We start from the raw sequence: 14841 nt of genomic DNA on the forward strand, positions 1-14841 counted from the left end.
CAGACCCGATGTATTGGGAGTCTATCAGGGCAACGTCAAATAGCCATCACCGGCCAGCGGGCCGAATACCCCGTCATCAGCACCACACGGCGAGCAAATGATTGGCTATACATGAAAGGAAGAAAATGGAAAAAAGACTCTAAAAAGGAGGCCCATGCAGACCTATCAAGTGTTGATCATCGGCAGCGGTTTTGGCGGCCAGTGCGCGGCGGTCAACCTGCTCAAGGCCGGTATCGACGACTTTCGCTTGCTGGAGCGCCGCGACTTCTTCGGCGGCACCTGGTGCCAGAACACCTACCCCGGCGCAGCAGTGGATGTGCCGTCGCCGCTGTATTCGCTGTCGTTTGCGCCTTACCGCTGGACCCAGATGTTCGCCGAACAGGCTGAACTGCACCGCTACACCGACCATGTGGTGGAGCGCTTCGGCCTCGGTGATCGGGTAGAACTGGAGGCCAATGTCGAGCGCGTCGAATGGAACGACAACGACAAACGCTGGGCCGTATACACCGGAACCAAAGGCATTTTTTATGCGCAGTTCCTGATCAATGCCACCGGGCCGCTGAGCCAGCCGGTTATCCCACACTTTCCCGGCCAGGATCGCTTTCAGGGCAAGACCTTTCATACAAACAATTGGGATCACAGCTACGACTATCACGGTAAACGCGTGGCGATTGTCGGCAGCGGTGCCAGTGCGGCACAGGTGATTCCGGCCATTGCACCGAAGGTCGCCCAATTGCATGTGTTTCAGCGCACAGCGCATTGGGTGCTGCCCCGGGCTGATCGTACGTTCGGGCGATTCCAGCGCTGGCTGCTGGGTCTGAAACCGGCCTACAAACTGCTGCGCTGGATGATCTACTGGCAATTCGAAACCCGGGTCATCGCCTTCAAATACTCGAAACCGGCGATTCACATGGTGCAGCGACACGCCCTGAAGTTTCTCAAACGCCAGGTGACTGACCCCGAGTTGCGGAAAAAACTGACACCGGACTTCACCATCGGCTGCAAACGGGTGCTGCTCTCCAGCACCTACTACCCGGCACTGACCCGGCCCAACGTCACGTTGCACAGCCGCGAGCAAGGCATCGCCAGCCTCGACGAAACCGGCATCGTCACCACCGATGGCCAGCACATCGACGTCGATCTGATCGTCTGGTCGACCGGTTACGACGCCACCGACGGCGTGATTTCCTACCCGGTCAGCGGAAAAAACGCCGTGCAACTGCGCGATGTCTGGGCGCAGTACCCGCGCGCCTACCTCGGCACGAGCCTGCCGGACTTTCCCAACCTGTTTATCGTCACCGGGCCGAACACCGGCATCGGCCACACCTCGGCGCTGTTCATCATCGAATCGCAGATGAACTACATCCTCGACTGCATCCGCATCTTGCAGGCCAATGGTCTGCGCAGCATCGAGGTTCGCCCCGAAGCAGAACGTACCTACACTCAGATGATTCACCGAGAAATGGAACGCACGGTCTGGAAAACCGGCGGCTGCCACAGTTGGTATCAAAGCAAAAGCGGTCATGTGATCGCGATGTTCCCCGGCTTCAGTTTCAGCTACCACCGGTTGACCCGGGCGCTGAAACCGGCCGACCACATTCTGTCTTGAACAAGGAAGACCCACGATGCTTTTGCTGTTTGTCGCCCTCGCGGTTTTCGTGGCCTGGAGCTGGTTGAGTTACCCGGCGGTCGGCCACTGGCTCTACGATCTGAGCGCGGCCCTGGAGGCCAGGCTATACCGGTTGCACAAGATTGAAGTGCCGATTGCCGAAATGACCGTGTCGACCTGGCAAGGCGGGCCTTATGAAGCGTCGAGCAGCATTTTGATGCTGCACGGCTACAGCGCTGAAAAAAACCTGTGGCTGCGCTTCGCCCGGCATTTTGTCGGGCAGTACCGGGTGATCATTCCGGACCTGGCCGGCCACGGCGAAACCGGCTTCAAGGCCGGCGGTGGCTACGACATTCCGGTGCAGGCCAAACGCATGATCCAGTTGCTCGACGTCTGCGGCGTCGAGAAAGTCCATGTGATCGGCAACTCCATGGGCGGCTACATCGCCGCGTGGCTGGCGGCGACCTACCCGGATCGCATTGCTTCGGTGGCGCTGATCGACCCGGCGGGTGTCACAGCGCCCGAGCCCAGCGACATGGAGCGCCACCTCGCCCGTGGGCACAATCCGTTTCTGATCAATTCCCGGGAAGAATTCCGACGTTTCTATGCCATGACCATGGCCTCGCCACCGTGGGTGCCCGGTCTGGTGCTCGACGCGATCGCCCAGCGCTACGAACAATGCCGCGACGAACTGGAAGAGATCTTCCGGGATTTTCGCGCCAGCCCGCCGATGGAACCGAAACTGCCGGACATCAAATGCCCGGCGCTGTTGCTATGGGGCCGCAAGGACCGGTTGATCGACGTCAGCAGCGTACCGGTGTGGAGCAAAGGCATCAGCAATCTGCGGGTCGATGTCTGGGATGGTGTCGGCCATATGCCGATGGTCGAACAACCGTCGAACACGGCACGTCTGTATCGGGAGTTTCTGGGGGAAAACTCGCGCCAGGACAGGTAAACGGTCAGTCGTTGGCAGAATGAAGTTCGTAGGATTCTTCGTTTGCCCGCGTCGGCGAAGGCTGCGATCTTTTCCGACATCCTTTACGTGACCGTGCCAGGAATTTTTTTCATGACCGTGCAGCCTTTCGTCAGCCCCGACCTGATCCGCCAACGCTTCTCCAAAGCTATGTCCGACATGTACCGCGAAGAAGTGCCGCTGTACGGCGCGTTGATGGAACTGGTGGAACAGACCAACCGCGACGTGCTGGCACGCGAGCCGCAAGTCGCCAGTCAACTGCACAGCACCGGCGAAATCGAACGGCTGGACATGGAGCGCCACGGCGCCATCCGCGTCGGCACCGCCACCGAACTCGCCACCCTCGCCCGTTTGTTCGCAGTGATGGGCATGCAACCGGTGGGCTATTACGACCTGACCCCTGCCGGGGTGCCAGTGCATTCCACGGCGTTCCGGGCGGTGCATGAAGATGCGCTGCAGGTCAGCCCGTTCCGGGTGTTCACTTCGTTGTTGCGACTGGAATTGATTGAAGACCCCGAGCTGCGGGCCTTCGCGCAATTGGTGCTGGATAAGCGTTCGATCTTTACGCCATCGGCGCTAAGGCTGATCGAACAGGCTGAATCTGCTGGCGGCCTGAATGAGTCCGAGGCCGGGGAATTTGTCCTGCAAGCGCTGGAGACTTTTCGCTGGCACCACAGCGCCACCGTCACCGCCGCGCAATACCAGACGCTCAGCGCCCAGCATCGCCTGATCGCCGATGTCGTCGCGTTCAAGGGCCCGCACATCAACCACCTGACCCCGCGCACACTGGACATCGACATCGTTCAGGCGCAGATGCCACTGCATGGCATCACGCCCAAAGCGGTGATCGAAGGCCCTCCGCGCCGGCAGCATCCGATCCTGTTGCGTCAGACTAGTTTCAAGGCGCTGGACGAGCCGATTGCCTTCACCGACCAGACGCAAACCCGCGGCAGCCACAGCGCCCGCTTCGGCGAAATCGAACAACGTGGCGCGGCGCTGACCCCCAAGGGCCGTGCGTTGTACGACCGGCTGCTGAACGCGGCACGCGATGAACTGGGCGATTTCCCCAACGAAGCCAATGCCTCACGCTACAACTCGCTGATGGCCCGGCACTTCAGCGAATTCCCTGACAGCCTCGAGGGCATGCGCGAGCAGGAATTGGCGTATTTCCGTTATTTCCTGACAGATAAAGGGCTTGAGGCGAGTCGTCCCGCTGATGTTTCGCTGCAAGGGTTATTACGCGAAGGCTATGTGAAAGCCGAACCGCTGGTGTACGAAGATTTCCTGCCAGTCAGTGCGGCAGGGATTTTTCAGTCGAACCTGGGGGATGCGGCGCAGACACACTATGGCGAGCATTCCAATCGACAGGCGTTCGAGCTGGCCCTGGGGCGTTCGACCATTGATGAGTTGGGCCTGTATGCCGAAACCCAGCAACGTTCGATTGAGGAATGTCTCGCTACAATCGCCCGATCCGCGTGAAAAGCGGCGATTGGCCATACTGCGCAAGAAGTTGCGCACTTGTTTCGTAAAAATGCTCACCGATTCCGCTGGAGGCCATGTGTTTAAAGGCCTCCAGCCAAGTGCGCAAGAAGTTGCGCAGTACTGCGCAACTTCTTGCGCACTTTGAGCTACCTGGCTGATCAAAATACGCTCAAACCCGCGATGCAAAGCGGTCAAGTCCCCGGCTCCCGGGGACGTGGAAAAAGCTGGCACGCTCCTTGATAACAGTCAGGCACCCACCGGGCGATTTCGCCTCCCGGGCACCCTAACTTTATCCGCAAGGAGAGCATCCCATGGCAACACCAGCGTACATGTCGGTTACCGGCGAAAAACAAGGCCTGATCACTGCCGGCGCCTTCACCGCCGACTCCGTTGGCAACACCTACCAGGAAGGCCACGAAGACCAGGTCATGGTTCAGGCTTTCAGCCACGACGTGATCATCCCGCGTGACCCGCAATCCGGTCAGCCAACCGGTCAGCGCGTTCACAAGCCAGTGATCATCACCAAGGTCTACGACAAGGCTTCGCCACTGCTGCAAGCTGCTCTGACCTCCGGCGAGCGCATGAGCGAAATCGTTATCCAGTGGTACCGCACTTCGGCTCAAGGCACCCAAGAGCACTACTACACCACCAAACTGGAAGACGCGATCATCGTCGCCATCAACAACAAGATGCACAACTGCCAGGATCCATCGAACGCCCACTTCACCCACCTGGAAGAAGTGCAGTTCACCTACCGCAAAATCACCTGGACCCACGAAGTATCCGGTACTTCGGGTTCCGATGACTGGCGTGCTCCAGTCGTTTAATTACGGCTGATCGTTACAAGCATCGGCCAGCTCTGCTGGTCGATGTTGTTTACGCCCCTCCAGAATTTCGCGTGCGTTGAACCGCCTGGCGGTCGTCGACACACGCCGTATGCAGCACGAGGAACAAGGGATGTTCGCGCCGGCCAATGAAACCCACTTTGCCCTGACCATCGAAGGTCTTTCCGCCGACTTTCAGGTGTTTACCCTCACCGGTCGGGAAGCCATCAGCCAGCCTTTTGTGTTCGAGGTGGAGCTGGTCAGTGAGCAGCCGTCGCTGGACCTCGAAACCCTGCTGCACAAACCGGCCTTCCTGCAGCTGTCGCCCGACGGCAGCGGCATCCACGGCCTGATCTACCGCGCCGCGCAAGGCGATTCCGGCAAGCGCCTGACGCGCTATTCCGTGACCCTGCGCCCGCAACTGGCGTACCTGGCGCACCGGATCAACCAGCGGATCTTCCAGAACCTCAGCGTGCCGAAAATCATCGGCAAGGTCCTCGAAGAACACGGCATCCAGGGCAACGCCTACGCCTTCCAGACCGGTTCGATCTACCCCGACCGCATTTACTGCGTGCAATACGACGAATCGGACCTGCATTTCATCCAGCGCCTGTGCGAAGAAGAGGGCATTCACTACCACTTCCAGCACAGCGCCACGGGCAACAAACTGGTGTTCGGCGATGACCAGACGGTGTTCAAGAAACTGGCGCCGGTGGCCTATCAGCAGGACTCCGGCATGGTCGCCAGCAACCCGGTGATCAAACGCTTCGACCTGCGCCTGGAAACCCGTACCAGCCGCACCACCCGCCGCGACTACGACTTCGAAAAACCGCGCCTGACGCTGGAAAGCGAAAACCGCGGCGACGCCCTGCCCGACCTCGAGGACTACGATTACCCGGGCCGTTTCATCGACCGCGAACGCGGCAAGCACCTGGCCAAACGCGCCCTCGAACGCCATCGCAGCGACTTCCAGCTCGCCGAAGGCAAGAGCGACCAGCCGTTGCTGGTCAGCGGCCATTTCCTCGCGCTGAAAGAACACCCGAAGGCCAAGTGGAATGATCTGTGGCTGCTCACCGAAGTCCACCACGAAGGCAAGCAGCCGCAGGTGCTGGAAGAGTCGGTCACCAGCGACACCACCGCGCTGAAAGACGATTTCCATCAGGGCTACCGCAACCGCTTCCAGGCCACCCCGTGGGACGTGCCGAACCGCCCGCCCCTGCGCCACCCGAAACCGCGCATCCTCGGCAGCCAGAGCGCCGTGGTCACCGGACCGAAAGGTGAAGAAATCCACTGCGACGAATACGGCCGCGTCAAAGTCCAGTTCCACTGGGATCGTGAAGGTCAGGCCGACGACAAGACCAGCTGCTGGCTGCGCGTCTCCAGCGCCTGGGCCGGCGCCCAGTACGGCGGCATCGCCATCCCCCGCATTGGCATGGAAGTGCTGGTGACCTTCCTCGAAGGCGACCCCGACCAGCCGCTGATCAGCGGCTGCCTGTACCACAAGGAAAACACCGTCCCGTACGCCCTGCCGGCAAACAAGACCCGCACCACCTTCAAGACCCTGAGTTCGATGGGTGGCGGCGGCTTCAACGAACTGCGCATCGAAGACAAGAAAGGCCAGGAACAGATCTTCCTCCACGCCCAGCGCGACTGGGACGAGAACATCGAACACGACCAGAAAATCCGCGTCGGCAACGAACGCCACGACGTCGTGGAAAAAAACAGCTACACGGAATTCAAGGCCGAAGAACACCACACGGTTTATGAAGACCGCAAAGTGGAAGCACGGGCCAACGACCACCTGACCGTGGGCGTGAACCAGCACATCAAGATCGGCACCGGGCAATTCATCGACGCCGGCCAGGAAATTCACCTGAGCAGCGGGATGAAGGTGGTGCTGGAGGCCGGGGCTGAGCTGACGCTGGTCGGCGGTGGCAGCTTCATCAAGATCGATGGCGGCGGCGTGACCATGAGCGGGCCGGCGATCAACATCAACTCCGGTGGTGGACCGGGGAGCGGCACCGGTGCTGCGCCGTTGATGCCGGGCGTGTTGAAGCAGGCGGATGCCGACAAGGCTGGCGCTGTACTGACGCCCGCGCAGATCAATACCCTCAAGCGTAATGCGCCGTTCTGTGAAGAATGTGAAAAATGCAAGGCAGGTGCCTGTGCCATCTAATCGACTGACACCCAAGGATTGGCTGGCACAACAGCCGCTGCAAAAAGATGAACGTCTGTATCTGATCGTCAGCGCCGCCAGTGATGCCGAAGCGCTCAAGGCCTTGTATCAGAGCGAACCGTCCGTCCAGGCTATTCCCGTCTGGGGTGGAACGCCCTACTCCACTTGGCAACCGGTGATGCCTTACGTCGCCGAACTCAAGGCCAACTCGGCCTTCCTGCCCTGGATCACCGAAACCGACGCCCTCGACTGGGGCTGGCTGGCGGTCTCCCGCTCGGAGCCCAACGAAGTTTTCGAACACCTGCGCAGTTTGACCCAAGTGAAAATGCCGGACGAGACCGAGGTGTTTTTCCGGTTTTGGGATGGGCGGCATATCTATCCGATTCTTGAAGGGTTGGGTGAGACGGCTGGGGAAGTGTTGCCGGTATTTGAGCGGTATCTGATCAACGGGCGGAGCCTGGAGGTCGGACCGAGGGTGGTGCCGAAGGCGAAGGATTGGCCGTGGTGGGAGGTGCCGAAGAAGTTGCTGGATCAGTTGGCAAAAGAGGATCACACGACCTTGATCGGCAACTTGATGCAATGGCTCGAAGAGGCACGCCCGGACGTCTACAGCGCGTGGCCCGAGAACAACCTGAAACTGAAAATCACCCGTTTCGTACGTCGCCCGGATGCTCCGGACAACCTTAAAGAAGCACTGTTAAACCACCTGATTCTGGAGCAAGGCTAAATGATCGCGAAGGAACGCATTGCTTTCATTGACAAACAACTCAACACCTTCAAAGACAGCTTGACGCTTTATCAGGAGCAAACAAAAACCTGGTATGCACAACTTGCTGACAAAGGCAGCCGAACTGCAGACTTGCCTTCACTGTTGGGCATGGAACGCATCATAAAGGTCGGAAGTACCAGCAAATCGGTGAGCATGACCGACGGCGACTTCACGTCGAACGTGGCTCGGTGCCCGCTGAAAGGCCCCCTGCTGATCGAAAGCAAATTCGAATCGGTTTATGACATTCCACTGGGCAATATCGACGTCGAAATCATTGCTGTGGAAGGTGGGGCAATCAGCAAGGTCAAGCTCGACGCCCAAGGTAAGGCAAGCTGGACTGGCGGCATTCCCGGCAAGTTTTACAAAATCCGCGTTCACAGCGAAGTGACGCCTGGCCAGATCGATACATTGTTCAATTCCTACAAAGGAATCACGGCTGATCTGGAAGGCTTCCTGCGCAAAGAATGGGCCGGGTTCAAACCGCAATGGTCGAATTTGTCCGCATCCGGCATGGCTATGGCTGTTGGCAGCGGGATTCTTGAGGGTGGCTGGGAAGCCATCAAAGGGGTGTGGGATGGCATCAGCCTAGTGCTCGACATCCTTCAGGATCCGGGAAAGTTTGCCAAAGATTTGGGAGCGGGCACTCAAAAGTTGATTGATCTGGCCAAACAATCTCCAGACGTCATGAAAAAGGCGATGTTACTGGCCAGCGACGAAGCTGCATTGTTCTTGATGGTACGCAGTGCCGTGATCTGGTTGGCAGGTTTACCACCAACGAAACTGGCAGGTGAATCAGCAAAGATGACAACTGCGGTGGTGGTCGGCATCGCCATCGACATCGTGATTGGTATCGTGCTGACCATTGCTGCCGAAGGTACGGGCGTAATCTATCTCGCCGCCCGCCTGAAAAAATACGGCCAAATCATCATCAAGGCTGTCACTGGTTTTGTGGAGTCGGTATTCAAGATCATCAAAGGATTCATGGAATACGTCGCCAAATACACCGCCGTTGCGGCGCGTGGGGTGACGGCAAAGGTGAGAAACGGCATCTCGGAATTGCGTTTTGACGGTAAGCGAGTGACAACCGTCGAAGCACCAAAAGCCCATCACGACGCGCCTGCACAATCCAAGACGCCTGACGAAAAAAGTGCAACTTGCGCTAAAAACACATGCACGAATGGTTGCCCGGTTTCGATGGTGACCGGCGAAGAACTGCTGACACTGACTGATGGGGAACTGGATGGTACTTTGCCTTTTTCCTGGACTCGTCTTTATCGCACTAGCGCAGCAGAAATCGATTGCGGCCTTGGCTATGGCTGGAGTCATGCGCTGGCACAACGGGTTGACGTCAACAATGATGAAGTAGTCTGGACTGACCACGAAAATCGAGTTATCACATTCCCGCTGCCGAGCCTGCAACGTCCAGCAATAACAAACAGCCTTTCTGAAGCCGCAATTTTTATTGGTGATGATCCCTCTGAGCTCATCCTTGCTCAGGCTGGCGAACGCTCCCAGTTTTATCATTTCCGCTACAACCGCACCGGCGCAACACTGATTGCTGTCAGCGACGCGTATGGCAACAGGCTGCATATCACTCGCGATATCCATGGCCGCATCAAGCGAGTCGATAACGGCGCAGGTCGTGCGTTGCTTCTGAGGTATGACCGCAAACACATCGTAGCCATCGAATATCAGCAATTCATCCCAGCAGACACTCTGGAAGATGCATGGAGCACAATCCAGACCATAGTTGCTTATAGCTACGACTCAGAACATCGACTGATCGCGGCAAAAAACGCAGCAGGTGAAACGGAGCACTACGCATACAACGCTCAGAACGTAATCCTAGAACGGCGCCTGGCTGGTGGTGCCATCTTTTACTGGGAATGGGAGAAGGAAGGTAAATCTGCCAGGTGCATCCATCACTGGGCTAACTTTTCGCAAATGGACACGCACTACGCTTGGGATGATAAAGGTAGTGTCACTGTCACCAATGCGGACGGCAGTGAAGAGGTCTACACCCACGATGACAAAGCACGACTGGTCGCCAAAGTTGACCCTGACGGTGCTGAAAATCTCAAAGCCTATGATGACAAGGGTCGTTTGGTCGCAGAGCAAGATCCTTTAGGTGCAATTACTGAATTCCATTACAACGAAACCGGGCGACTGATTGCGGTTATTCCACCAGAAGACGAACCCACCGGCTATGAGTACAGCCGTGGATTCGTGAGCAAGGTCAGTCGCGGAAAAGCCACTTGGAAGTACCAACGCAACAACCAGGGCGATGTAACGCAGCAGACTGATCCAGATGGCAACACGACCCACTACAGCTACGACAACCGGGGACGACTGCTGGAAATCAGTTACGCCGACGGTGGCCGTCATCAATTGGGCTGGAACAACCTTGGCCAATTGTTGGAGGAGCGCCTCCCCGACGGCGGTAAGCGTAAATATCGCTACGACGCACTCGGCCGGCAAATCACGCGCCAAGATGAGTCCGGCCAGATTACCCAGTATCAGTGGGATGCCGCTAACCGTCTCTCGCAAATCACCCTGCCAGGCGGAGCCACTCGCGCTTACACCTATAACCCATATGGGCGCGTGACTGCCGAACGCGACGAACTCGGCCGCGTCACCCGTTACGAATATGCCGACAACCTGCACCTTGTCAGCCGTCGCATCAATCCTGACGGCAGCCAGCTGCGCTATCGCTACGACAACTCGCGCCTGCTGCTGACCGAAATCGAAAACGAACGCGGCGAGCATTACCACCTCGATTACTTCCCGAATGGCCTGATCCAGCAAGAAACCGGCTTCGACGGTCGTCGCACTGCATACGAATACGACCTAAATGGCCAGTTGCTGAAGAAAACCGAATTCGGCGATGACGGCAGCGAGTTGGTGACTGAATACCAACGCGATGCCGCAGGCAGGCTTCTGGTGAAAACTCTTCCCGATGGCGAAGAAATTCACTACAGCTACGACGCCCTCGGCCGCCTGGTCAACGTCGACGACGGACACTGGCCGCTCGCCTACGAATACGACCTGCAAGATCGCCTCGTCACCGAACACCAAGGCTGGGGCACCTTGCGCTATGAGTACGACAGCGTCGGCCAGCTCAAGCACTGTCGCTTGCCCGATGGCAGCAAACTCGATTACCGCCATCAACCCGGCGGCCTGCTCAGCGGCATCGATCTCAACGGCTCGCGCCTGACGTCTCACCAGTTCAGCGGTGGTCGCGAACAGCAGCGCCAGCAGGGCCTGCTGCTCAGCCAGTATCAATATGACGAACAGGGCCGCTTGCAGGCTCACAGTGTCAGCCAACGCGACAAAAACCTGTTCCAGCGCCGCTACAACTACGACGCAAACGGCAACCTCGCCGGTATCGACGACAGCCGCAAAGGTAGCCGCAGCTACCACTACGACCCGCTTGATCGCTTGATCAGCGTTCGTGGCTCGACACCGGAAAGCTTTGCTCATGATCCGGCCGGTAACCTGCTCGGCCAGAACAACGAAGGCACAGCCAACCTCGCCAACGTCAAAGGCAACCGTCTGCTGATGCAGGGCGACCGCCACTACGACTACGACGCCTTTGGCAACCTGATTCGCGAACGCCGTGGCGCTGGCCAGAAACTCGTCACTGAATACCGCTACGACTCCCAGCATCGACTGATCGGCGCGAGCCTGCCGGGTGGCAGCACCGCGTCCTACAAGTACGACGCTTTCGGTCGTCGCATCGAGAAAACTGTCGATGGCCATACCACCGAATTCTTGTGGCAAGGCGAACGTCTGATTGCCGAAAGCGGTGACAATCGTTATCGCACTTATATCTACGAACCCGGCAGCTTCCGCCCGCTGGCCATGCTCGACGGCGAAGGCCCGCGCAAGGCAACGCCGTTCTACTACCAGCTCGACCATCTCGGCACACCGCAGGAGCTCACCGACTACAGTGGCGAGATCATGTGGTCCGCGAAGTACCGCGCCTACGGCAACCTCGCGGCGCTGGACGTCAGTGAAATCGATAACCCGTTGCGCTTCCAGGGTCAGTACTTCGATGCGGAGACAGGCCTACACTACAACCGTCATCGCTACTACAATCCAGAGTCTGGACGTTTTCTGACCCCTGACCCGATCAAGCTTGCGGGTGGGTTGAACAGCTATCAGTATGTGCCCAACCCTACCGGATGGGTCGATCCATTAGGTCTGAGCTGCACACCTGGCGCTTGTCCAAAAGTTCAATCCATAGACCCTAATGAGATACGCTTCTCCCAAAATAGCGTTTCCTATAACAAAGTGGATAGAGGAACCGGTGCAAACTTCAACTATGATGATCTTGTCAGCTCGATGAAGAAAAATGGATGGCAGGGCGATCCTATTGATGTAGTCCGCATGCCAGATGGAAAGCTTACCAGCATGGATAACACCCGTGTTAGAGCTGCACGAGAGGCAGGTATAAAAGTTGAGGCGAGAGAGTGGAAGCCAAACGATCCACTATCAGAAAGTAACAGAGAGCGATTTGAGGTAAACGATGTGATGCCCGACACGTGGGGTGAGGCATTGCAACTTAGAATTCAAAAACAAAAGCCGAAAAGATTTGGCAATGAAAACCCACATGGCTCTGACGACTTGCCAAAACTAACAGGAAAAAAATGAAGATCTTTCTTGATATTGAACAAATAGAAAACTATAACTTCCCAAGCGAATTTATAGAATTCGCAACTATGGAGCCTAAACCAGACATTGAGCCTTGGTGGCTATTAGTATACAAAGAAGGAAAAATAAACAATTGGCACAACACACTAAAAAAACTTTACCCAAAACGCACTCTAGTGCCTTTCGCAAAATTCAGCGCGAATGATGACATTGCTTGTTTTGAGGGCGAAGATTTATCTGGAAATCCAAAAGTTTTAATAATACACGCCTATGCTTCGGAAGGATGGGAGCTTCATGGAGAATATCCTGATTTTTGCACTTGGCTAAAAACAGCCATTGAGACCCATGCAGAATGGAACGAAGAAAATTGAAAAAATAACTATTAAATTTTATCTAAATACTCAGGGGGCACTGAGGATATCAACCAAACATTATTCTCTGCCCTAAAAAAAACGAACCCATCAAGAAACATTTCATGACTTTTCACGCGTAGAACAACGGATGACCCATACCGCTGACCAACGTCAAAAGCTAAGCCCTTATTTTCAGTCAAGTGCACGTAATGCCTAGCCCCAGCTTGCAACCCTTCTTTAAAAATTGAGTCAACAAAGCGATAGGCAGTACCATGATATAAATAACAAGGAGGCTGAACGACAGGGTAATCACGAGTTACCAATTTTGACGAATGCCCTTGTACAGCACGAACATACACCCCATCCTCTGAGATCTCAAATCGTCGCTTATCGCTTCCCAACACTACCCTCTTCACAACCTCATCATCCGCCACCACCCCTAACTTTTGCATCCCTATCAGAAGACTGTCGAGCCTTGCCCAACCCTCTGAATCTAAATGCAGCCCAACAGATTCAGGTTTATGACGCAGCAGAAAACTCATGGTTTTACTTAGACGATCAACTTCACCAGTCATAACAATTTCCTAATAGCAAAGAGCACGAATAACGACCATACAAAAATATATAACAATTAAAACATAAAAACAAATCACCAATTAAAGGCTACAAATTTATTTTCCGCCAAAGAAAACAAATCCGACCTTTCTCACCAGCCAATTTTTCATGACAAAAATAATCGTCTCACTTTCGGAAAAATCAATGTTAGAAAACAATAAAACAATAGAAATCAATGGAGAGGACGCCCTTGAGGTTCTAGCGGAAATTGAATTTATCTTGATTTCGCTGCACAAGATGGGAAGCTACTATTGCGACAAGCCTGTCAAGAGAACTAAAGGGGACAGATTTATTTTTCGTCTTCAGCCCCTGGTCGAACTTGGTATGAAGCTGATGTAGGCCTTAACAATACAATGTCTCGCAGCAACCAACCAGGAACAAGACTACTTTATTCAGACGATGGACTTCTTTATATAACTAGCGACCACTACGACACCGTCAGCTCTATTGGAACCTGGAAGTGAGTTTTAAAAATGATAATTGTACTTGATGGCTTAACCATTTCATCAGAGCAAGAGTTTCATAAAAAAATAGCCATTGCTTTTGCGGTGACAGATTTTTATGGAAACAATCTCAACGCCTTATGGGACCTACTCAGCACCGACGTGGAACGCCCCGTAGATTTAATATGGAAAAATTCTGAATACTCTCAAAAAAACATGGGAGATTCGTACAATAAAATAATAAATATTTTTGAACGCACAAAGCAACAGGATGTGAATTTCGGATGGGAGGAAAAATTTAACTATTATCTAGAGTAACCACTAGAAAGCTAAAACGGGCTATCAAAATTACAAAACACAGGGTATAGATTTATTTTTCACTGAAGAGAATAAATCTATCCCCTTTCAGCTAACAGGCTTGAAAGATCAACCAAAGATAAACGAATTGGCAAGCAAAAATGTTCACCACCGACAAAAATAAAATTCAAGAATATTGGCTTGAAGAAATATACCCTCGACAAAACTCAATTACGTTCAACAATGGATTCTATTGCTTCTTCGAGCACTCAGCAAAAGAAGAAAAATTAACAAAAAAAATATGGATTCCGGCAAATGATTTCTTGCTAAACCATACTGATACATGCGAGGGCCTATCGACCATTTATGCAGCAGAAGGGTCTAATAACAATTCTTTTACTTGCGGCGAATGCCTAGCCTCCGGGGAAGATGGCTTCATTGCACTTTCCAAAAAAGACACCGGCGAACTAGTCTGGCTGATCGTATTGAGCGGAACCAATCCATTTGAAAAAATCATCATTCACAACAGCAGCATCCATGTTCAATCATCAAGCGGCACATTAGCAATAGTACCCACTGATCGGCCAGACAACCTTTCCATAGAATGGTCTTAACTAAAAGACAGAATCAAAGGGACTATCCATCCC

11 protein-coding genes are annotated in these 14841 nt (G+C 54.8%); 10 read left to right on the top strand and 1 reads right to left on the bottom strand.

Translation table 11 applies throughout. From position 1 onward, the window contains the following. The first annotated feature begins 154 nt into the window (after positions 1-154). From BMZ46_RS09225 to BMZ46_RS09260, 8 genes are all read left to right on the top strand, one after another. A complete protein-coding gene (locus BMZ46_RS09225; RefSeq protein ID WP_074687777.1) occupies positions 155-1609 on the top strand; it encodes a flavin-containing monooxygenase in 1455 nt (484 codons plus the stop codon). Positions 1610-1625: 16 nt separating this feature from the next. Further along, positions 1626-2564 (top strand): alpha/beta fold hydrolase, encoded by a 939-nt coding sequence (locus BMZ46_RS09230; protein WP_039767801.1) that lies wholly within the window; start codon positions 1626-1628, stop codon positions 2562-2564. Between the two features lie 111 nt (positions 2565-2675). Continuing rightward, complete coding sequence (locus BMZ46_RS09235) at positions 2676-4061, top strand: 2-oxoadipate dioxygenase/decarboxylase HglS (protein ID WP_074687776.1); 1386 nt, start codon at positions 2676-2678, stop codon at positions 4059-4061. A gap of 314 nt (positions 4062-4375) precedes the next feature. Next, positions 4376-4891 (top strand): Hcp family type VI secretion system effector, encoded by a 516-nt coding sequence (locus BMZ46_RS09240; protein ID WP_039767797.1) that lies wholly within the window; start codon positions 4376-4378, stop codon positions 4889-4891. A 130-nt stretch (positions 4892-5021) separates the two neighbouring features. Then, entirely contained in the window at positions 5022-7064 is a 2043-nt protein-coding gene (gene tssI / locus BMZ46_RS09245; RefSeq protein WP_074687774.1) for a type VI secretion system Vgr family protein, read from the top strand. Beyond that, on the top strand, positions 7054-7791 hold the full coding sequence (locus BMZ46_RS09250) for a DUF4123 domain-containing protein (RefSeq protein WP_074687773.1): 738 nt from the start codon (positions 7054-7056) through the stop codon (positions 7789-7791). The genes tssI and BMZ46_RS09250 overlap by 11 nt, the downstream gene beginning before the upstream one ends. Further along, entirely contained in the window at positions 7792-12486 is a 4695-nt protein-coding gene (locus BMZ46_RS09255) for an RHS repeat-associated core domain-containing protein (protein ID WP_074687772.1), read from the top strand. Continuing rightward, the gene (locus BMZ46_RS09260; RefSeq protein WP_074687771.1) at positions 12483-12857 is read left to right on the top strand and encodes a hypothetical protein; all 375 of its coding nucleotides are present in this window, start codon (positions 12483-12485) and stop codon (positions 12855-12857) included. Before BMZ46_RS09255 ends, BMZ46_RS09260 begins: the two co-directional genes overlap by 4 nt. An 11-nt stretch (positions 12858-12868) precedes the next feature. On the opposite strand, the gene BMZ46_RS09265 is transcribed toward BMZ46_RS09260, so the two are convergent. Then, positions 12869-13414: an RNA 2'-phosphotransferase gene (locus tag BMZ46_RS09265; protein WP_074687770.1), complete on the bottom strand. Its 546-nt coding sequence runs from the start codon at positions 13412-13414 to the stop codon at positions 12869-12871. Between the two features lie 513 nt (positions 13415-13927). Between BMZ46_RS09265 and BMZ46_RS09280 the strand changes: the two genes are divergently transcribed. Continuing rightward, positions 13928-14215: a barstar family protein gene (locus BMZ46_RS09280; protein ID WP_074687768.1), complete on the top strand. Its 288-nt coding sequence runs from the start codon at positions 13928-13930 to the stop codon at positions 14213-14215. A gap of 140 nt (positions 14216-14355) precedes the next feature. Further along, entirely contained in the window at positions 14356-14808 is a 453-nt protein-coding gene (locus BMZ46_RS29015; RefSeq protein WP_074687767.1) for a hypothetical protein, read from the top strand. Positions 14809-14841 lie beyond the last annotated feature (33 nt).

This window comes from Pseudomonas sp. NFIX49 (assembly GCF_900115915.1).
Taxonomy (GTDB): domain Bacteria; phylum Pseudomonadota; class Gammaproteobacteria; order Pseudomonadales; family Pseudomonadaceae; genus Aquipseudomonas; species Aquipseudomonas pharyngis.

Excerpts from the sequence above, each read along its gene's own strand:
- BMZ46_RS09225 (WP_074687777.1), top strand. The coding sequence starts at position 155 with ATGCAGACCTATCAAGTGTTGATCATCGGCAGCGGTTTTGGCGGCCAG.
- BMZ46_RS09230 (WP_039767801.1), top strand. The coding sequence starts at position 1,626 with ATGCTTTTGCTGTTTGTCGCCCTCGCGGTTTTCGTGGCCTGGAGCTGG.
- BMZ46_RS09235 (WP_074687776.1), top strand. The coding sequence starts at position 2,676 with ATGACCGTGCAGCCTTTCGTCAGCCCCGACCTGATCCGCCAACGCTTC.
- BMZ46_RS09240 (WP_039767797.1), top strand. The coding sequence starts at position 4,376 with ATGGCAACACCAGCGTACATGTCGGTTACCGGCGAAAAACAAGGCCTG.
- tssI (WP_074687774.1), top strand. The coding sequence starts at position 5,022 with ATGTTCGCGCCGGCCAATGAAACCCACTTTGCCCTGACCATCGAAGGT.
- BMZ46_RS09255 (WP_074687772.1), top strand. The coding sequence starts at position 7,792 with ATGATCGCGAAGGAACGCATTGCTTTCATTGACAAACAACTCAACACC.
- BMZ46_RS09260 (WP_074687771.1), top strand. The coding sequence starts at position 12,483 with ATGAAGATCTTTCTTGATATTGAACAAATAGAAAACTATAACTTCCCA.
- BMZ46_RS09265 (WP_074687770.1), bottom strand. The coding sequence starts at position 13,414 with ATGACTGGTGAAGTTGATCGTCTAAGTAAAACCATGAGTTTTCTGCTG.
- BMZ46_RS09280 (WP_074687768.1), top strand. The coding sequence starts at position 13,928 with ATGATAATTGTACTTGATGGCTTAACCATTTCATCAGAGCAAGAGTTT.
- BMZ46_RS29015 (WP_074687767.1), top strand. The coding sequence starts at position 14,356 with ATGTTCACCACCGACAAAAATAAAATTCAAGAATATTGGCTTGAAGAA.